General features: G+C 55.8%; 30 protein-coding genes. 14 read left to right on the forward strand and 16 right to left on the reverse strand.

The genetic code is table 11. From position 1 onward, the window contains the following. Nucleotides 1–87: 87 nt before the first annotated feature. The 5 genes from AC0TNJ_RS21130 to AC0TNJ_RS21150 all read right to left on the reverse strand — a co-directional run bounded on the left by AC0TNJ_RS21130 (nt 88) and on the right by AC0TNJ_RS21150 (nt 3,972). Nucleotides 88–762: a 3'-5' exonuclease gene (locus AC0TNJ_RS21130; RefSeq protein WP_473768453.1), complete on the reverse strand. Its 675-nt coding sequence runs from the start codon at nt 760–762 to the stop codon at nt 88–90. 46 nt (nt 763–808) lie between these two features. After that, nucleotides 809–1,567: a hypothetical protein gene (locus AC0TNJ_RS21135; protein ID WP_473768452.1), complete on the reverse strand. Its 759-nt coding sequence runs from the start codon at nt 1,565–1,567 to the stop codon at nt 809–811. Between the two features lie 86 nt (nt 1,568–1,653). Further along, a complete protein-coding gene (locus AC0TNJ_RS21140) occupies nt 1,654–2,586 on the reverse strand; it encodes a YqaJ viral recombinase family nuclease (protein WP_473768451.1) in 933 nt (310 codons plus the stop codon). After that, nucleotides 2,583–2,810: a hypothetical protein gene (locus AC0TNJ_RS21145; RefSeq protein WP_473768450.1), complete on the reverse strand. Its 228-nt coding sequence runs from the start codon at nt 2,808–2,810 to the stop codon at nt 2,583–2,585. The genes AC0TNJ_RS21140 and AC0TNJ_RS21145 overlap by 4 nt, the downstream gene beginning before the upstream one ends. 493 nt (nt 2,811–3,303) lie before the next feature. Next, complete coding sequence (locus AC0TNJ_RS21150) at nt 3,304–3,972, reverse strand: hypothetical protein (protein ID WP_473768449.1); 669 nt, start codon at nt 3,970–3,972, stop codon at nt 3,304–3,306. Nucleotides 3,973–4,139: 167 nt separating this feature from the next. Between AC0TNJ_RS21150 and AC0TNJ_RS21155 the strand changes: the two genes are divergently transcribed. The 14 genes from AC0TNJ_RS21155 to AC0TNJ_RS21220 all read left to right on the forward strand — a co-directional run bounded on the left by AC0TNJ_RS21155 (nt 4,140) and on the right by AC0TNJ_RS21220 (nt 11,470). Beyond that, nucleotides 4,140–4,502, forward strand: a complete 363-nt coding sequence (locus tag AC0TNJ_RS21155; RefSeq protein ID WP_473768448.1) for a hypothetical protein — start codon at nt 4,140–4,142, stop codon at nt 4,500–4,502. A 30-nt stretch (nt 4,503–4,532) separates the two neighbouring features. Next, nucleotides 4,533–4,934: a hypothetical protein gene (locus AC0TNJ_RS21160; protein WP_473768447.1), complete on the forward strand. Its 402-nt coding sequence runs from the start codon at nt 4,533–4,535 to the stop codon at nt 4,932–4,934. 153 nt (nt 4,935–5,087) lie between these two features. Then, nucleotides 5,088–5,378, forward strand: coding sequence for a hypothetical protein (locus AC0TNJ_RS21165; RefSeq protein ID WP_473768446.1), 291 nt, complete (start codon nt 5,088–5,090; stop codon nt 5,376–5,378). Next, nucleotides 5,362–5,931 carry a hypothetical protein gene (locus AC0TNJ_RS21170; protein WP_473772313.1) on the forward strand — a complete coding sequence of 190 codons (570 nt, stop codon included), beginning with the start codon at nt 5,362–5,364 and terminating at the stop codon, nt 5,929–5,931. Before AC0TNJ_RS21165 ends, AC0TNJ_RS21170 begins: the two co-directional genes overlap by 17 nt. 2 nt (nt 5,932–5,933) lie before the next feature. Beyond that, nucleotides 5,934–6,233: a hypothetical protein gene (locus AC0TNJ_RS21175; RefSeq protein WP_473768444.1), complete on the forward strand. Its 300-nt coding sequence runs from the start codon at nt 5,934–5,936 to the stop codon at nt 6,231–6,233. A 12-nt stretch (nt 6,234–6,245) separates the two neighbouring features. Then, nucleotides 6,246–8,453 carry an AAA family ATPase gene (locus AC0TNJ_RS21180; RefSeq protein ID WP_473768443.1) on the forward strand — a complete coding sequence of 736 codons (2,208 nt, stop codon included), beginning with the start codon at nt 6,246–6,248 and terminating at the stop codon, nt 8,451–8,453. Further along, nucleotides 8,450–8,866 (forward strand): hypothetical protein, encoded by a 417-nt coding sequence (locus AC0TNJ_RS21185; protein ID WP_473768442.1) that lies wholly within the window; start codon nt 8,450–8,452, stop codon nt 8,864–8,866. The genes AC0TNJ_RS21180 and AC0TNJ_RS21185 overlap by 4 nt, the downstream gene beginning before the upstream one ends. Before the next feature lie 303 nt (nt 8,867–9,169). Next, nucleotides 9,170–9,424 carry a type II toxin-antitoxin system RelE family toxin gene (locus AC0TNJ_RS21190; protein WP_259030089.1) on the forward strand — a complete coding sequence of 85 codons (255 nt, stop codon included), beginning with the start codon at nt 9,170–9,172 and terminating at the stop codon, nt 9,422–9,424. 9 nt (nt 9,425–9,433) lie between these two features. Further along, nucleotides 9,434–9,637 (forward strand): hypothetical protein, encoded by a 204-nt coding sequence (locus AC0TNJ_RS21195; RefSeq protein WP_473768441.1) that lies wholly within the window; start codon nt 9,434–9,436, stop codon nt 9,635–9,637. A 62-nt stretch (nt 9,638–9,699) separates the two neighbouring features. Beyond that, entirely contained in the window at nt 9,700–10,032 is a 333-nt protein-coding gene (locus tag AC0TNJ_RS21200) for a helix-turn-helix domain-containing protein (RefSeq protein WP_473768440.1), read from the forward strand. Between the two features lie 12 nt (nt 10,033–10,044). Then, nucleotides 10,045–10,272 carry a hypothetical protein gene (locus AC0TNJ_RS21205; RefSeq protein ID WP_473768439.1) on the forward strand — a complete coding sequence of 76 codons (228 nt, stop codon included), beginning with the start codon at nt 10,045–10,047 and terminating at the stop codon, nt 10,270–10,272. Between the two features lie 2 nt (nt 10,273–10,274). Continuing rightward, entirely contained in the window at nt 10,275–10,514 is a 240-nt protein-coding gene (locus AC0TNJ_RS21210) for a hypothetical protein (RefSeq protein ID WP_473768438.1), read from the forward strand. A gap of 16 nt (nt 10,515–10,530) precedes the next feature. Further along, nucleotides 10,531–11,211 carry an SOS response-associated peptidase gene (locus tag AC0TNJ_RS21215; RefSeq protein ID WP_473768437.1) on the forward strand — a complete coding sequence of 227 codons (681 nt, stop codon included), beginning with the start codon at nt 10,531–10,533 and terminating at the stop codon, nt 11,209–11,211. A 43-nt stretch (nt 11,212–11,254) separates the two neighbouring features. Continuing rightward, on the forward strand, nt 11,255–11,470 hold the full coding sequence (locus AC0TNJ_RS21220; RefSeq protein WP_473768436.1) for a hypothetical protein: 216 nt from the start codon (nt 11,255–11,257) through the stop codon (nt 11,468–11,470). Nucleotides 11,471–11,587: 117 nt separating this feature from the next. Here AC0TNJ_RS21220 and AC0TNJ_RS21225 read toward each other — a convergent pair whose 3' ends face one another. The 11 genes from AC0TNJ_RS21225 to AC0TNJ_RS21275 all read right to left on the reverse strand — a co-directional run bounded on the left by AC0TNJ_RS21225 (nt 11,588) and on the right by AC0TNJ_RS21275 (nt 17,167). Beyond that, nucleotides 11,588–11,953, reverse strand: a complete 366-nt coding sequence (locus AC0TNJ_RS21225) for a thermonuclease family protein (RefSeq protein WP_151657853.1) — start codon at nt 11,951–11,953, stop codon at nt 11,588–11,590. 404 nt (nt 11,954–12,357) lie between these two features. Further along, the gene (locus tag AC0TNJ_RS21230; protein WP_473768435.1) at nt 12,358–12,549 is read right to left on the reverse strand and encodes a hypothetical protein; all 192 of its coding nucleotides are present in this window, start codon (nt 12,547–12,549) and stop codon (nt 12,358–12,360) included. Between the two features lie 55 nt (nt 12,550–12,604). Next, complete coding sequence (locus AC0TNJ_RS21235) at nt 12,605–13,162, reverse strand: hypothetical protein (RefSeq protein WP_473768434.1); 558 nt, start codon at nt 13,160–13,162, stop codon at nt 12,605–12,607. 197 nt (nt 13,163–13,359) lie between these two features. Then, nucleotides 13,360–13,635, reverse strand: coding sequence for a hypothetical protein (locus AC0TNJ_RS21240; RefSeq protein WP_473768613.1), 276 nt, complete (start codon nt 13,633–13,635; stop codon nt 13,360–13,362). 506 nt (nt 13,636–14,141) lie between these two features. Then, nucleotides 14,142–14,384 (reverse strand): HTH domain-containing protein, encoded by a 243-nt coding sequence (locus AC0TNJ_RS21245; protein ID WP_473768432.1) that lies wholly within the window; start codon nt 14,382–14,384, stop codon nt 14,142–14,144. Between the two features lie 10 nt (nt 14,385–14,394). Beyond that, the gene (locus AC0TNJ_RS21250; RefSeq protein WP_473768431.1) at nt 14,395–15,072 is read right to left on the reverse strand and encodes a hypothetical protein; all 678 of its coding nucleotides are present in this window, start codon (nt 15,070–15,072) and stop codon (nt 14,395–14,397) included. Continuing rightward, nucleotides 15,072–15,425 carry a hypothetical protein gene (locus tag AC0TNJ_RS21255; protein ID WP_473768430.1) on the reverse strand — a complete coding sequence of 118 codons (354 nt, stop codon included), beginning with the start codon at nt 15,423–15,425 and terminating at the stop codon, nt 15,072–15,074. The genes AC0TNJ_RS21250 and AC0TNJ_RS21255 overlap by 1 nt, the downstream gene beginning before the upstream one ends. Continuing rightward, on the reverse strand, nt 15,422–15,808 hold the full coding sequence (locus AC0TNJ_RS21260; protein ID WP_473768429.1) for a hypothetical protein: 387 nt from the start codon (nt 15,806–15,808) through the stop codon (nt 15,422–15,424). Before AC0TNJ_RS21260 ends, AC0TNJ_RS21255 begins: the two co-directional genes overlap by 4 nt. 91 nt (nt 15,809–15,899) lie before the next feature. Continuing rightward, the gene (locus tag AC0TNJ_RS21265; RefSeq protein ID WP_473768428.1) at nt 15,900–16,259 is read right to left on the reverse strand and encodes a hypothetical protein; all 360 of its coding nucleotides are present in this window, start codon (nt 16,257–16,259) and stop codon (nt 15,900–15,902) included. 64 nt (nt 16,260–16,323) lie between these two features. Continuing rightward, nucleotides 16,324–16,623, reverse strand: coding sequence for a hypothetical protein (locus tag AC0TNJ_RS21270; protein WP_473768427.1), 300 nt, complete (start codon nt 16,621–16,623; stop codon nt 16,324–16,326). Between the two features lie 79 nt (nt 16,624–16,702). After that, nucleotides 16,703–17,167 (reverse strand): hypothetical protein, encoded by a 465-nt coding sequence (locus tag AC0TNJ_RS21275; protein ID WP_473768426.1) that lies wholly within the window; start codon nt 17,165–17,167, stop codon nt 16,703–16,705. Between the last annotated feature and the right edge of the window lie 602 nt (nt 17,168–17,769).

The raw sequence follows: 17,769 nt of genomic DNA on the forward strand, positions 1-17,769 counted from the left end.
TTCTGTGGTGGTTGAAAAGTGGCCCGGGCTTCGCAGCGACGTGCTGATCCGCGACTACTTGCCGGGCCTCCGGCTACCGCGCCGGATTTAGAAGCTGCCGAGGAAGCCCGAGGCACTGGCCTTGCGGCGCGTTTTCGGAAGCTTTTCGGCTGCCTTTTCCTTGGCGTAATGAACCGCAGGCGTCGGCAACTCGCCGATGCGCAAGAGTTCACGCAAGAGGATGCGCGCACCTTCGGCGTCGTTCATGGCTTGGTGAGCGCCATTCAGGTCATGCCCGAAATGGGCCAGAGCCTCGCCAAGATTGGGGAATTTGAAACCGCCGCGATTTGCATTTGGAATTCTGCAAATCTTCATCATGGGGCGCATTACGCAGACGTTTTTAGTCTGTTCGAAAAGGTCGGGCACGCCAGCCCGGCGCATTTCGCCGCGCATAACCTTAAGGTCGTACTGTGCATTGTAGGCGACCAGTACCAACCCCCGGAGGATTTCCTCGCGATACTGTTCGAGAACGACGCTGATATCCGCACCGTTCGCGAGCAAGAACTCGTCCGTCAAACCGTTGACGGCTCCCGCAGAACCTTCACCCTGCGGCATCGTCCAGCCGTTCGGGCGGACATAAATGTCCTGACGGTCAAGTTCGTTGCCTTCGGCGTCGGCCCAAATCATCGCCAAATGTGCGAGGCGTGGCTGTCCTTCGGCATCGGCCGGCTGCTTGAAGTCAAACAAGCCTGTCGTTTCCGTGTCGATAACAAGATATTTCATGGGATTTCTCTTTCCGGCCGCGCCGGTTGAATAGGTTAACCGGCGATCAGCGGAATGTAGCTTTCACGTCTTCGAAGACTTCGACGCCCGGGATTTTCGTGTTGCCCTTGTGAATGGCGACCTTCGACCGGATCGCCTTTTCGATATCTTCCACACGGAAGAAATCTTTCAGGCTGTTGAGGTCGACCGCAGCCAGGTCAACAATGCGGAAGGCCCATTTCGTCGTAGCTGAAGCGGTAACACCGTTGCCCGTGCGAACCTTCGTCAATTCGGCCGCGGTCGCAGTGGTGCGCTGTTCGGCACTGGTTGCTTGATGGCCGAGGCTTGCTGCCTCGTCCTTCTTGCGCTCCGCAGTGCTTTCCCGCTTAACCTCTTGGGCTTCCTTGAGCTTGCGTTCCTCCTCGGCGCGAAGGCGCGCCGCTTCTTCGGAGGCCCGACGGCGTTCCGCTTCCGCCTTATCGCGCTGATATGACGACGCGAGGGCTTCGAACACGTCGACGATAAGGTCGAGGCGATCAATCAGGGGGTGGAAGAACTGGTCGACTTCACGGCCGCCCTTTACAAAAGGTTCCTTCTCAACCTTCCGGGCAGCTTCGATGCGCTTCGATAGTGCCTTAGCATCGAGAACGATCTCTCCGAGCGGCCCGAGGTCATCGTCGCTTTTTATTTTTCTCGGGTGCGCATTGGCGCGCTCAGCGATTGGCTCGATCAGGTCGACCAATTCTTTGTATTGATCCGCGAGAACTTCTTTTATAGGGGGATTGTTGCCGCCGATAACGGCGCGTTCATTCGTTTCAGCTACCATAGCGAATGGTGCCTCCTGTTCGTGGTGGTTCAGGGGTGCATCAGGACCGGCGACGTTGGGTTGCAGCCTTTAGCCGCCGGTCCACTTCACGCGTCAGGCGGAGGAGTACGCAGGACGCGGAATTCCTTCGGCGGGGCGAAATACCCGGCCCGCTTCTGCGTCAGCCACGTAATCTTTTTCCCGCCCGCAAGATGCGCAATCGAAGCGCCTTGCATTTTGTGCTTGATCTCGGCTTCAACCGCCGCGACCTTTCTTTCGGCTTCTGTGACGTCCGCTTTCAGGCGGTGACGCTCTGCAATCAATTCGTAAATCTGGTTGTCTCGCGTGAGGTCGATTTCCTCGCCTTCCTCCCGCTCATACATTCGCTCGATAAGACCGGCGTCGAGGCTGTAATCTGGAACAACTTCCGCACCGCTTTCGACTAATTCCCAAAACTCCGCGCACTTTGCGCGAATACGCTCGATAGCGCCCTCAAGAATGGGTATTTCGATGACTGGCATATCGACGCCATGGCCTACGACAATCGGCGCTACAGCGGCCCATTTGCTGCCGGTCAAGTAAGCTTCAACGACTGCCTGCATGGCGATCCAGAACGGCGGCTCTGGAACGTCGCTTCCGGCCAGCCACTTCCGGCGAAAGACGCCCTGTTCCACTGACTTGATTTGCACGATGCCCGGCCCGCGTTTTTTATCCACCGCGAGCACGTCGGGAGTGGCCCCGAGACGGACTTCATTGTCGCGCCAGTAGTCACCGGGATTGGTGTTGTGCTTGATTTTCCATGCTGGCCGTTGACGACGCAGGAGCTTAACCGCGACTGGCTCCAAAAGTTGGCCGCGAAGCATGGCCGGGGTTTCCTCCGGGTCCGACTGGACCCGACCCGATTTGAACGCCCAAAGTGCATAAGGCGTTACGAATTCATGAACCCCAAACAAAGCCCCAACGACCGACGCCGTGACGTCTCGCGACCTGCGAGCGTGCCATTCGGCACTTGTCCTAACGTTGATCCGTTCGATCTTCATATCGCCTGTCCTGCCCCGATTTCCTCTAGCGCCGCCTGCGCTACCTCAACCGCCAATGTCTCGATCGCTGGTTTACCGAAGTTGGCTTTTCGCAACTGTTCGACCACGTCTTCAAAAACAGATGGGTCGATATTGCTTTCGATAATCGTATCAATCATTTGGCGCTTTATGATGCTGACCAGAGAAGCCCTCACCGCGCCGGTTGCCTGAATAATTTTGGTCATTTTGTTTCCTGCTGTCGTTAACGCTTCGAAAGGAAATCGGCGTTCCTTAAGGATAGGTTTTGACACGAGCGGCAGAGGGTGAGGATAACTTTCCTATTTTCCCGTCTGGCCTTCTTAAGCCGCTGAAATTCCTTGAATTCACCAAGGAAGATATGTCTAAACCTCGCGAATTCGTCGCAGGTCAAAAGGCAATCGTCGTAAACGATTGGTGCAGTTTTTCACTCGAATTCAAGGCTGATTGCAGTGGGGAGATAATCGGCATGTTGTATCCTGCTCTTACGTAACCATTCGTTTACGAAGATAGAAATAATCTAACTTTTATGGCCTTGCAATCCACAAAGTTTGAAAATCTCTAACTTTTTGTCAGGAGGATTATTCGTTTTAATAAATCAATCAGTTAGATTGTGAATAAATTAAAAATGGGACAGGGGGTATAAACCCCCTGTCCCTAATCTAATTATATAAATATCTATACACGCGCGAGCGCGAAGGATCAGAAAACCATAATCGCTTGAAGCACCAAGCCGAGCACCGACACCTCCTCCGAAGCGTATAGGGGTTCTATCTCCCCTTCGTCTGGAAGCGCGTCAAACCTTATGCCCTTCGCGTCAAAGGCCACCTTGCGGACTGTGATTTCTACCTTGTCCTCAACGGCAGTTCGGGAGACGACCACGACGTCACCCGCTATCAACTCCCTGCCGACCTCCCTCAATGCGTCGGTATTGGCGATTAGGACGAAAGCCTCGCTCGGGATATTCAGCCCGACAGCATGCCCGCCACGAACCAGATAGACCGCTTGCGCCTCGGCTGGATATCGTGGATCGGTTTCGATTGCGGCTGACAGACCTTTCGGAACCCCGGCACCGGGCGACCTTAGCGCCCCTGCCTCGGCAATTCCGGAAACTTTGGTGCCGTCGGGGATGCCTCCCCGTCGGGGTGTGCGCTGTTCAAGCGTGAGGTATTCCGGGTCGCAGTCCAGCGCAGCGGCGGCCGCATCAAGGTGCTTCGGGTTGAAGCGATCTTTCTTGTACTTGCCGTTTTCGAGACGAAAAAGCTCATAGAAGAAATTTCTTGTCAGGCCGCCTCGCTTGGCAGCTTCAAACGCATTGATGCCGAGAGCATCAAGCCGCCCTTGGACCCGTTTCCGCAAAACGTCACTCATTCACGCAACCCCTTTTTGACGCTTTTATAGGTCAAATTTTTCTAATCTGTCCACCCGAGTACGATAAATAAAACTTTTCACATAGAAATCAACTATTTTCTGTCTACTGACAGTTTCGATATCGCACCCTATTGCAGTTAGACAAAATCTAACTTAACAAATGGTGCATGAATTACCTTGATCTCTTCCGCACCAACATTCGAGTAACGATGGATGCATACCGGAAAGCCACCGGGTGCACACAGACGAAACTCGACGAAATTGTCTCCGGCTATCGCACGTTTTCGCAGACGATTGACCGCGTCGATATGCGCGCAGGGACATACGACAAGATCATGTCGCGGTTTTCCGCGATATGGCCGGAAGGCGTGGCGTGGCCCGCGGGCGTCGAGCGCCCGGAGCCCGCCACCCTTGATGCTCAAACCCTCAAACTCGTATCCGAGAACCGGAAACCCGTTAGCGGCATTCATCCCGAATGGCCCGTTGGGGAAGCATGGCCCTTGGATATCCCGCAGCCCGTCGCCGTCTAAGACGCCGACCGAAATCAAGGAGCATGCAGCATGGCAAGACGAGCAAAAAAGGCTGACGTCACGTCGAGCAAGTCGTCGATCACGGCCGAAGAACTGCGCCGCGTAGTAAACCAGTTCATGACCGAAACGGCCGAGGCTTCCGAACATAACGGCGCGGCCGGTTCAATCGTCAAGAATGCCTTGGATCGCCACGGCATGGACCGGAAGGCTTTTCGCTTCATTCTCGGCCTCGCCAAGATGGAAACCACCAAGCGCCAAGCAACCCTTCGGGGCGTGATCGAGCTTGCCGACAAGATGGGCTACTTCGACGACGTCGATATGTTCGATGACGTCATTTCGACGATGGCAAATATCGTCGATGGGAAGCGCCCGGCCGAGGAGGAAGCTCCGAAAAAGGCAAAGGCTCCGCTTACGCTCGCCACCGTGAATTAGATTGATAGTGCGCGCCCTCTGCAACCGGGCTGCGCACATCAAGGCCGGTGCCTCCGCTCCTACACTCCCTGCGTTGTAGGCACCGGCCACCGATTACGGGCCGGGCATCCATTGCCCGGCCTTTGCTTTACCAACCACCACAAGGAAACTGCCATGCCGATACAGCGTCTTTCAGTGACGACGGTCGTCCCTTCTCGCCGCGATCCCTACAAGTACATTTCACTCACCTTTGAAACGGACGCCGATAGCTTCGACGACGTTTTCGAAAAGCTCGCCGAAGACGGTTGCTTAAAGGGCCACCGTATCCAGACGAACGAAATTGCAGACGGCACGCGCGTGGCCGTCGAGCGCACACCGCACATTGTCGGCTTGAACGGCATTGCGGTCATCTGCCCTGTTCATTTCGACTATGTCTATTCGCAGGAGATTGCCGCCGATGCGTAATCTCCCCCAACGCATGATTTTGTTTCTCGACGTTGCTACCCGCACCGGATGGTGCGCCGGTCGCCCAGGCGAAGACCCCGAATACGGTTCAAAACGCCTCGCTCCCGAGGAAGCCCCGCCGGTCGCAATAGTCGCTCATTCTCAAATCTTCATCCGCGAACTAATCGAAACCTACCGTCCGAACGTCATCATTGCGGAAGCTCCTGTTTTCGCCGGGGCGATGGCCGGAAAGACAAACCATAAGACTACGCGTCTCTTGCAATGTCTGCCGTGGGCGATGGCCTCGGCCGCGTACCACGAGAAGGTTTTCGACTATCGCGAAATGGCTCAAGCTTCGATCCGCAAGTTTGTCCTCGGGCGCAAACCGACGACAGGCAAGGCGAAAGCCGAGGTCATGCGGGCAATGAGAGCGCTTGGCTTTGATCCGCAGGACGACAACGCTTCGGACGCAATCGCGGGCTGGCTGTATGCCTGCAACGTCATCGCGCCAGAAGTGAACCCCGCTCACACGACGCCGCTATTCGAGCACAAGCAAGCCGATTTGAGGTTCTAATCATGAGCCGAAAGCGCGCCGGTCTTTGGACCATGTTGCAGACGGCATCCAGCGAGGCGGATCGGATTTACGGGATACAAAAGGCGCTCGTTCGCAATGGAATGCGCGATAAGCCGTGTCCCGACCAGATCGCAAAAGCAGACGTCTTTACCGACATAGCCGATCTCATATCGACGATTATCCCGGTCAAAGAAGACGTCGCGAAAGTCCTCGCACCCGTCGCCAGAGCGAGAGCGAAACCCGGCCAAGCCGGGTTCGCCGATCAGCAACCAGACAATCAAACCGACAATTCAGAACATTAAGGGCGGCTTTCAATGGCTGATAATGGCGAAAAGTTTGCAGGGTTTGCCGGAGAGGTTGCCCGCGAACTCCTCGGCGAGCCAAACAAGCAACTTTCAACATCGAGCGAACTTCGCTTCGGGAGTAAGGGATCAGTTTCGGTTGATCTCGAAAAGGGCACTTGGTTCGACCACGGCGAAAACACCGGCGGCGGTGTTCTCGCGCTCATAGAGAGAGAAACCGGCCGCAAAGGCCGGGAGGCGGTGGATTGGCTGCGAGAAAAAGGTTTTCACGTCGAAGACAAAGCGTCATCCAGTAATCGCGACTACGCGCCGGACAACGGCAATTCGCGCCGCAATGACGAAAACATGAAGCCTGTTAAGACGTGGGATTACGTCGACGAGAAAGGCGACCTGCTTTTTCAAGTCGTGCGGCTTGAGAACGGCGAAACAGGGAAAGACGGGAAGCCGGTTAAGACGTACCGGCAGCGCCGCCCCGATCCGTCCAAGGCCGGAGGTTGGAACTGGTCGACGAAGGACGTCCGGCAGGTTCCCTATCGGCTGCCCGATCTTAAAAAGGCCGTGGACAAAAACCACATAGTTTTTGTCGTCGAAGGCGAGAAGGCGGCCGACAAGCTACTCGACCTTGGCGTTCCTGCGACGACGAATGCGCGTGGTGCCGGGAAATGGCTCGCGGAACTTAGCGACTATCTTAAGGGTGCCCGCGTTGTCGTGCTCGCGGACGACGACCCGCAAGCCCGGCACCAAAAGACCAATGAGCCGCTGTTTCACGATGATGGCCGCCCGAAGTTTGTAGGGATCGATCACGCGAACAGTGTCGCAGCTTCCTTGCTCGGCAAAGCCTCGGACGTTCGCGTCGTCCAGTTGACGGATAACAAGAAAAAAGAAGACGTCGTCGACTGGCTTGATGATGGTCACACGGTCGAGGAGCTTTACCAGATCGCGGCCAAGGCTCCCAAATTCACACCCCCGGCCTTCAAGTCAAAATTCAACGCCGTCCCGTGGGACGCCTTCGACGCCCCGGCCCAAGAGCACGAGTATCTAATCAAGGGCATTCTCACTCGTGGGGAAGTGTCGATCGTTTCAGGCGCGTCAAAGAGCGGGAAAACATTCTTGATCCTTGACGCGGCTATGGCAGTCGCTCGCGGTGTTAACTGGATGGGCCGCAAGTCTCGCCGTGGCGGCGTGATCTATCAGGCTGGTGAAGGTCAAAAGGGCCTCCGAAAACGCATCAAGGCATATCGCCAATGGCACGGCCTTGTTGCTTCGGACAATCTGCCGTTCGTATTCATGCCCGCCCGGCTCAATCTGTACCAGAACGACGACCAGACAAACGAGTTTATTGAAGAAGCCAAGTATTGGGCGTCAACCTTCGATGCACCGCTTGAGCTTGTCGTCATCGACACTTGGGCGACGGCGACAGTCGGCGCGAATGAGAACGACGGTAAAGACGTCGGTTCGGTGTTAGAACGCGGTCGCCGCATTTCAGAAGCTTTGAACTGCCACGTCCTGTTTGTGCACCACATGAACGCGGACGGCACAAAGGTTCGCGGTCACTCCTCGCTTATTGCCAATCTGGAAAACGCTCTCATTGTCCGTTTGGCCGATGGGTTGCACGACGAAGATGGGCGGCAAATCCGTGAAGTATTCCTGCAAAAAAACAAGGAAGGCGAGGACGGGATCACGTTCCGGTTTGCTTTGTCGCAGGTCAAGATTGGCAAAGACGAGGACGGCGATCCCATTACGTCATGTGTCGTCGTCACGCCAAAGGGCGAAGGCTCCGACGAGGCACCCGAAAAACGGCCGAACATTTCCGACAAGGAAAATGTTCTCCTGACCGCGATCCAGAACGCGCTAACCGAACACGGCACCGATGCGCCGCCTTCGATGGGGCTACCCGGCGACGTGCGCATTGTCCATTGGCAAAAGGTCATCGAAGCTTTCGACAAGCTGGATTTCGAATATGCCATTGAGAAGAACGACGACGAGAAGGCGCGACAGCGCAAGCTCGATGCGCGTCGAAAGGAACTCGGCCGCCGTGGCGAGCGCCTGTTCCACAAGGGGCTTATTGCCCGCGACAACCCGTTCGTTTGGCTCACTCCAAAAGCAAAGCGCCGGCTAGTCCGAACGGAGGACGTTCGTCCGGCAATCACACCCGCAGAACCAAGCAACGTCAACATGGCGGCCGTCGAAGAAGCGGCCGCGCTATGGGGGACCGATTGAGACACTACGATGATGTTTGGACCCCGAAACTGGTCGGGGAAGTTCTTGTCGATGCCGCTAAGTGGTCGATCGCCAGCGCCGGGCGCACCGGCCCGGCCGACGACCGAAACGGCATTCTTGAAAAGCTCGACCCGGAAAATGTCGTCCCTTCGCGCAAATGGATGCTTTCGCCTGCCCGCGTTTCGCTTCTCGAAAAGGCGATCCATTGGCCCGCGAACTACCTCAAGGGGAACGACGGCGCTGCCCGCGTGCTGCAACTCTGGTTGCGGTGCAAATGCACCCGTTACCGCTTCGGGCATGCGGTTGACGATAAGGGATGGAGCCGCGCAACGGCCTATCGCCTTCGCGACAAAGCGCTATCAACCATTTCCCAAGGATTGGACCGCGATCGAATTGAGGTTCCGCGCCGATGACACAGCCAAATCTAATCTTCATTCGTCGCGCCCGAAAAGCGGCTTGCCCGGTTCGCGTGTTTCAGAAGCGACCATATGCTAAGGCGGCCGCGATAGGGATGCATCGTGCGGGCGTTAGTCAGCGGGAGATTTGCCGGAGGCTGGAAATCAGTCAATCACTCCTGAACTCCTTCATTGCCCCCTTCTCGCTCTTTCGGATTTGAGCCATAATAAGAAAGCCCCGCTAAGTCGGGGCTTTCATTTTATTTGCTATTAGCTAATTTTTATGTTGCATTTCGATTAGCATATTGCTAACTTCAACTCATGAAACAGATCACTTACTCCCGCGAAGCAACCAAGACCTTGATCAAGATGCCAGCCAACACGGCGAAGCTGATCCGGTCGAAGATTGAACAGTATGCAGCCGATCCGGCGAGCCTTGCGAATAACGTCAAGGCGCTCAAGGGCGGCGAAGGATTGCTTCGCCTGCGGGTTGGCGACTGGCGCGTTATCTTCACGGAAGATGGCCGCGTTCTGGAAGTTATCAAGATCGCGCCGCGTGGCGGCGCTTATGAATGAGGCCCGGAAATGGCACACAACGAAATTCCTGACGTTTTCGATAAATATGGCGATTATCTAAATCCCGTTTGGGCGGAAGGTGGCCGCGTTCAAAACTGGCGCAACTACATCAATGATCAGCTTCGCGAGATTTGGCATACGTTCACCGATGAACAAAAGCGCGTGATTGCTTGGAATGCCGAAGAACTGGCCGACCGTGAAGATTGGGACTAGCGGTCTGAGAAAGGAATAAGAAAATGAATGTTCAAATCATCACTACCCCACAGGGAGAGGAAATGGCAGTTCTCCCCAAGGCCGACTACGATAAGCTGCTTGAAGCTTTCGAGGACCGCGAGGACATTGCAGCCGCCCGCACTTTTCGCGAAAAGCTGGCCGCCGGTGAAGAAGAATTGATCCCGGCCGAGTTCGTCAATCGGATGATCGACGGCGAGAACAAAATCAAGGTTTGGCGTGACTATCGCGGCATGAGCGCGAAGGCGCTCGCCGATGCCGCCGGTATCAGCGCCGCCTACTTGTCGCAGATTGAAAAGGGCGTCCGCGAAGGCTCTCTCGACGCAATGAAGAAGATTGCGGAAGCGCTTAAGGTTACGATCGACGAACTCGTTTAAGGTGGGATTGCCATGAAAATCCGTCAGCGCCGTAATGGTGATTGGTGTATGGAGCATAACGGAGTGGAAGCACCGTACTTCGTCGAAAAAGAGATCGGCGGGGCCTTTTCAGTTTACGACCTCGAGGACGAGGATCGCGAAAAGCCGGTTGCTTTTCATGTCGATCAGGACACGGCGGAAGCGCTTACCCGAGCTCACTTCAACACAATCGCGGGCAAGCTTGGACTGCGGGGTGATTGAATATGATTATGCCCGGCAATTCGCGCGAGGTGGTCGTCAAAGCCCTTGAGGGCCTGTCGTCCGCGCCCAATATTCTTGCAAGCAAGGTTATCAATGATCTTGACGACGCTGGTTTTCGCGTCGTCGAGCGTGACGAATTAACAGGCATTATCCGCGACTTGCTGGATATGGCCGAAGGGAACGGCAGCATGCACCCTTCCGTCATCCGGGCGAAGGCACTTATTGAAATCTTAGACGCATAGAGGAGGAGAAAACGGCATGTGCGGACGTTTCACGCAAACCTACACGTGGGCCGAAATCTATGCGATGTATAACCTCACGGCGACCACGCCCCGAAATATCCAGCCTCGCTATAACATTGCCCCGACGACGCAAGTCGGTGTTATCACGCAAGACGGCGAGCACCTGGCCTATTCAGAAATGCGCTGGTGGCTTGTGCCGTCGTGGTGGGACAAGCCAATTAACAAAGTGCCTTCCACCTTCAACGCTCGGGCCGAGGGCGTGGCAACAAGCGGCATGTTCAAAGGGCCGCTACAGCGGACCCGTTGTCTAATCCCGGCGACCGGCTTTTTCGAATGGTCGGGGCCGAAAGAGGCGCGCTTGCCGTGGTTTATCTCGGCCAAGGATGGGCGGCCGTTGACGTTCGCCGGACTGCATGATCGTTGGAAGGATCGCGAAACCGGCGAGGTGGTTACAAGCTGCACAATAATCACCTGCGATGCGAACCCCTTCATGCAGAAAATCCATACTCGCATGCCGGTGATTTTGCAGGAAAACGACTGGCGCGCTTGGCTCGCCGAGCCGCGCGTCGATCTATTGAAGCCCGCGAATGATGATAACTTGCAGGCGTGGCGCGTTTCCACGAATGTCAATTCGAGCCGATATCAGGGCGAAGACACTATGCAGCCCATCGAAACAGGCGATTTACTGGACGGTTAATTTCATCGCCCTACCTTCCTCGTCAATGAGGGAGGTCGCCAGCATGCCAGAACATTTGAAACCCGTGATAGGTCCGAAGCGCGAAGGGAGATATCCCGACAGGAATATCGATTGTCAGGAGGCTATCGCGGACGCTGTCGTCGATATCATCGAACAAGCGGAAAAGGCTGGTTGGACGGCCGCAGAAGCCGCCCGGGCAGTTAGCGAGGTTTCGCGGGGATTGGCTGTCGGCATTCAGGGGAAAGACCCTGCCGAGTAGCGAGTGCCGCTTTCCTGCTTGCTTCCGCAAATTCTTTCGCCGAAAACGTCCCGGCCCTTGCGAGTTTTGAAAGAGATTGCGCGACGTGCGGCGGAATATCGTGCTTCTGTTCTGACTTCATTTGATGCACCACGGTTCACGCTTGCCCCGCCAAGGGCGGGCAAGTTCTTCCTCGATCAAGATTGCCCCGACGTCAACGCCCTCGACGTAGGCCGTCGCCAGCGTGCGGCCGTACCGATCCTTGATGCGGCCGGACTTCGGATCGCCCCGTTCAATTTCAAAGCCGGGCGAAGTAAGCAATTCCTGCAACCGACGCTTGGCGACACGCCCGAGGCGTCGCTCGGCATCGCATTTCGCGTTGCGGGTTTCCGGTGCGTCGATATTCGCGATGCGTACATGCTCGCCATCAATGACGAATGTATCACCGTCCAATGCTTGCGGCGCGCTGGTCATTATGGCCGCAGCAAGAAGAACCTCAATCATGAATGCCCCCGTTTAGTATCCTCTCGCCGTCTTCGGTAGCGGAGCGGCAACCGCTCCGGCACCCGAATTGCTCGGGAAGTCGAACATGAGCCGAACCCGCCTTGACCCGCAGGACGGGCACTTCATGCGCTCCTGCAGAAAAGTCAGCGGCATATCCCGGCCGCGCGTACAGACGAGCGTTTGAACGTCAAGTTCCGCGCTAAACAAGCATTCGCGAACCGACTTCATTGCGTCTCTTTTACCCCACGCGCACCGCATTCTAATGCGGACGCTGTGCGTGTAGGCGTCTCCTAATGTCTCAATCTGCATGAGAACATCATGAGAACAAAATTCGGCAACCGTCAATGTGCGGCGAGTTCACGAAACGATACAAGCGGCGGAATAGCGCAGGTTTTCCCCGCTGTTCAATTATCGATCAGGCGGTCGGCGACGGCGAACCCGACGAGCGCCTTATAAGCAGAAAGCGCCGAAATCCCCCATAAAACCGCGTGAACGTACCAAGGCCAGACTTCGGACCCGAGCCAATAATTCAGCCCAACGCACACGACGGCCCCGAATACCCCGGCCATAGTCGCAAGCTTTTCGGATTTCTTCATATGCCCTCTCCCGCTTCAAAGTCGCGAGAGAGGCTAGTTCGAATTTAGACCGGGTTCAATTCCCCTGTTCTATCTCGTCCGACAATGCGCCTCGGGCCTCCTCCGATGCGGCCAGCTTTGTTTCGAAGCTGGCAATTGTAGCCAGATGGGAACGTATGATTACGTCCTTCTCCGCCAATAGTTCGTCGGCATTCTCACGCATAACGACCGGCGTTTCAAAGTCCCCGCCGGGCTTTGGCACGATAACGGCCGCGTCGACCGCGCCCTCCATAAGAAGCCCGATTATGCCCCTTTGTGCATAGCCAACCGTCAACAGCCCCGTGCTCGTAGCTGCGGGCTCGGGGCGGGTAAGAGCAACGTTGTTTTCTGCGAAGGATTTCCGCTGTTCTTCCATCAATTCGAGTTGCTGCTCTGGCATCAGGGCCTTACACGCCTTGACGGCGTCGCTCATGAGTTCGTCAAGCGTATGCACACCCTCTATAGGCGCGGGACGCGTGTTGCGTAGCGCTTCAATTGCCAGACTGACAATCGCTTTGTTCCCGATGGATGCTCCCGCCCAATCGCATTTTTCGAGGGCGTCGGCTATCTGGCAAGGTTCTAGTTTACTCTCCATGGTCGTCGCTTTCCGGTACAAAGATGACTGCGCCCGGTATGATGTTCACGAGAGCAGGGCGTGTTGGGAAAAGCTTATCCATGAGGACGTAGATAAGCGGCTCGATTTCATGCATCGGTGCGTCATGCCTTGTGACTACAGTACCCAGCAGAAAAGCATCTTTGTCGGGATAACGGCATATCGCGCACCATGATCTATCAGTCGCCATGACGTTCGCCTCCCGATGGTGCAGAACTCAAAGCTGCTTCCGGGTAAATCTGGACGCTGCCGATTTCAGTCTCGCTTTCGACGGCATATCCGACAGGCGTTAGTTTGGTGCTGTAAAAACCAACGATACGACCAGTCCACGACGATCCCTTGGTCTTGGTCACGCGATCACCGATGCGGAATTTGCGGGCGTCGGCATGGTCCGGTGAGGATAGGGCGCGGATGGCGGCGGCAATCGTGGCATGATGCTGGTCATCTTTTGCCATTCTCGATGGTTCAAGGCGCGGTCCGGCATTCGACACAGTATAAGCGTGTGTTTCTATAAGGCGCGCCGCTTCCTCCAACGCCAGCCCACGCGCTGCGGATGACTCCTTTCTGCCTAAATCCTTGAGAGCGAAATCACGTTCCGCACCCTTGTTGTGATCGTAGGCCCGCAAGAGCCATTGCGGTTCCGGGTGCCATTCTGTCGAACCAAACCAAGGCCGGATAGGCGTAATTTTTCGCTCCGAAGTTTCCCCGCGATAGTTCGTATAGAAAACCGTCGCAGGTGGAGCCTCTTTCGTTGAGCTACGAAGCGCGCTCACCGGACCGGAATAAACCAAACGCATGCCGGACGCGCCCCCGATTTCTGCGACTGCATTGCTAATTCGCGTCAGCAATTCCGCGCAATTCATCTGCCCGAGGATGCTATCAATTCGTTGCTCGTACTCGTCCGAAGGAAGTTGCGGCCCCCCCTGCCCGATATCGTCACGAATGATTTGCTCGATAGTCTTCACAGCCTTGCCTCCGGTTGTTCGGTTGGCACATGGAAGCCATGCACTTTCGCCCGCCCCATAAAGACGTACCCCACACCGGCACCCCCGGGGATGCGCCAGCCCTGTTGACGAAGAACCTTGACATCGCGGTAAATGGTGCGCGGGGTGACGTTCAAAAGCGTAGCAAGGCTGTCCGAGGTGTGGCGGCGGCCGTCTTCAATCGCGCGAATGAGTTTCATAAGGCGTTCTGTTTTGGACATTGCATGCCTCCTAAAAATGGAACGTTTCGCTATCGAGCAAGTCGGCGCGCGTAAGGCCGTCCGTCCCGGCGATCGGGGCGTCGATAGAGACGTTCTTGAAGTGGTCGAACTGGCGGTTGTAGGCGGTCACTGCCGCTTTGACGGCTTCATTCAGCTTATTGAACTCGACCCTGTTCTTGAGGGCCATTTCCATAACCGCCGCGATCACATCCATCTTTGCCGATGGGTCGAGATAGCCGGGGACCATCGGACGGATAAGCGCTCGCAATTCGTTTGGCTTCTCCCGCGCCATCTTCAAAGACTTGTTGCGGTAGTATCGGCGCATTCTTATTGCCCGCTCGTTTTTGTTTGTGTATATTCCGGTGCGCGCTCTACTTTCGCGGCGAAGCTGCCTCGCCCTTTCGAGTAGTACGGGATCGCCCCTTATTTTATCCTGCTTTCGCTTGTCTATTTCCTTAGCCTTTTTCGGGTTTTTCTTGCGCCATTGGCGGACATACTCGCGTTTATATTCGCGGTACTTCTCCCGGTTTTCTTCGCGCCATTTACGCTTGTATTCGCGTAATTCGTTCTTGAGCCGCTCAACCTCGTCGAGCGCTTCTTCCGTGTCCATCTGGAGGATGCGATCAAAGTCCGCTCTCTTCATCCATTTTGGGCACTTCATCTTGGCCTTCGACAGCTTAAAGGACATTACTTCCCCTCCGCTTTCTCGATAGCCGCGCGCAACTGTGCGACGGCTTTTTTGACCACACCCGGTGTGAACACAGGGCTTTCAAGCGCATCCTCGACAAACGGCAAAGCCAGATAGACGGCATCGAGCAATTCAGGAGCGGCCGCGCCGAGCGCCGCGTCTTCCGGCCGCTGAAATACCGCTACCAGTTCGCGGCCGCGCCCCTCGTCGGCCGCCCTAAAATTCGCGAAAACGCGAACTCTTTCCGAAGCCTGCACTTCGTCGCGCACTTCCTTCGTCCAGCGCCGTGTTGTGGCTGTGGCCAGAAGTTTGCCTTGGGACCATGGCCCCGGTGTTGTTTTGCCCATCGTCATAGGACCGCCCTCACTGGCAGATTGTCGATGCGGGCAAATCCGTCGACGTATTGAAGAACACGGCCGTTGCGCAGGAAGATTGCAAACTCGTCCCGGCTATCGGACCAGCGGAAGCCCTCAACCTGCGGGTGACCGCACGCTGCAATAGCTGCCTCGTCGGCTTGCATCATCGCCAGCCGGGAAAAAGCCTGATCGGCCGTTTCGTGGTTGTTAAGCTCGTCGGACAAAAGACGGCGGACGGCTTCGACTTCCGTGTCGATGCCCGTCGCTGCCATGTAATTCAGCAAGCGGGCATGAAGGTCGAGAGGCAGGTTATAAACGCGCCGGATCGTCGGGCCTTTGGCCCTGAAATGTTCAATGGCTGTGATTGCGAGTTCGCACATAATGCCAATCTCCGATTAGACATAGCTTCGCCGTGGCGCAGAAACGCGCGATCAACCGGCGGAGAATTTCAAGGAAGTGATTGGGTGCCGTTTACTCGGCCGGATAGAATTGGTGCTGCCAGCTTTCCCGCCAGAACGTGACGACCTCGTCGCCGATCAGCACGCCGACCCGGATATCCAGACGGCAACCGTAGTTTTGCATAAGGCAGTTGCCGGGTTCGAAATCTCGGATCGGGTTCGCCGCAACCTCAAGGACGACATGCGGAACGCCCTTGTCGTCATAGGTCGACGTCGGCTTCGGGGTGACTATGTCGCCTACCTTGAACGGGCATCGCGCCTGATAGGCGGCGCTCACCTCGCGGAGCGTTGCAATTTGAGCTTCCGGTAGCGGTCGCTTAAGCGCTTCTCGGCGCTGATTTACCCGCGGCAATTCTACTTCAAAAATCTGCATGATAATGCCTCATGTGGTGGTTAAGCATTCGGGAAACCGCCCTTCGGGGCGGAAACCGGAAGGCTTAAATTCCTGCTTTCTTCAAGCGTTTCAAAATCGCGGACTGCCGTTCTTCGTCGGTCTTGAAGAATTGACGCGGCTGCGTTGCGCCGAAACATTCGCCGTCCTTTGTTTTGTCGATCTTTGCGACAAAATAGAAACCCGGTTCCAGACCGTAATACGTCAATACATCGGCAGGGCGGTCAATGAGTGTCACTTCGCACACTTCAACGCGGACACCTTCAACGCGCCCTTTGGCGTCTTTGTTTCCAGCGCTGTAAATCGTTACGCTAGCTTCGGTCTGCTTTCCTAAGATACTTGGCATTTCGGGTGTCTCCCAACTCGTTTGAACATTTGAGAAACCCGCCCCTGACTGGAGGGAAAGAGGCGGGAAACTGAAAGGCTCATGCAACGATGAACTGCTTTTCAATTTTGAGCGGCCCGAAGCTGCCTTCGACGAGAACAGTCTTTTTGTTGACCTTGAGGACTTTCCGAGGGCCATAGTGGGCCGTGTTGACGATCTGACCCACTCTGACAGTTATCGCCGCGGCCTTAGCCTCACGTACTGCGGCGGCATCACCTGCCATGACCGCGCCACGAGCTTCAAGCGTGTCGGCACGTTCGCGAAGTTCTCTCGCCTCGGCGGCAATAGCGCCCGCCTTGATAATCCGGTTGCGCTCACGGTCACGGTGCCGAGCGAACGAGCGCCCCGCAGCGTTGCCGTAAGCTGGCTGTGTCCAGAAAGCCGGATCGTCGTTCACGGAACCGCGCAGGCGCTTTGCTTCGGCTTCTTTGGCATCGGCGCGAGCGCGGAGGTCAGCTATTCGCTTATCAAGCTTGCGCTGGCGTTCTTCGCGGGTCTCATTCATCGCTAATTTTCTCTAACTGGCTTGGCTATAAAATCGCTGTTTGTGATTATGATTTGACACAATTTATCTAACTCCGCAACAGCAAAGTTAGATTTTTTCGTACTTTTTTTAAAGGCAAATCACCTGCAAATCACCCGTCAGACACAAAGCACTGCGCCCCGCTCACGCAAGACGCTGCCGGACATAGCAATGCGGCAACCGGACAAAATGCGCTAAGAGCCGGACACAAACAGGGGCGAAAGCGGACAATCCACTGTCCGGCTTGCCAATTATAAACGCAATTTCAATAGCTTATTGAATTGTCCGGCTGCAAAGCACTGAAGCGATGGCGGACACGCATACCGGACAAAAATATTTTCACCTGTCCGGCACTGGTCGAAACCGACGGTACATCAATGGTTTAGGTTCCGCGCCGTCGTGTCCGGTTAGAAGAAATCGTGTCCGTTTGAAAATTTTCGTCTTGACGAGTGAGACAATTTCGCTCTTTCTCTCGCGTTAAGACGATGGGGTCGCGCGCGGATCGTAGAGCACCGACGAGAGCGAGGCGACGGGAGACGACAAGTCTCCCGGAGAGACGAGCGATCTAGTATTGTTATTCTGAT

Source organism: Ochrobactrum sp. PL_is483, from assembly GCF_055816855.1.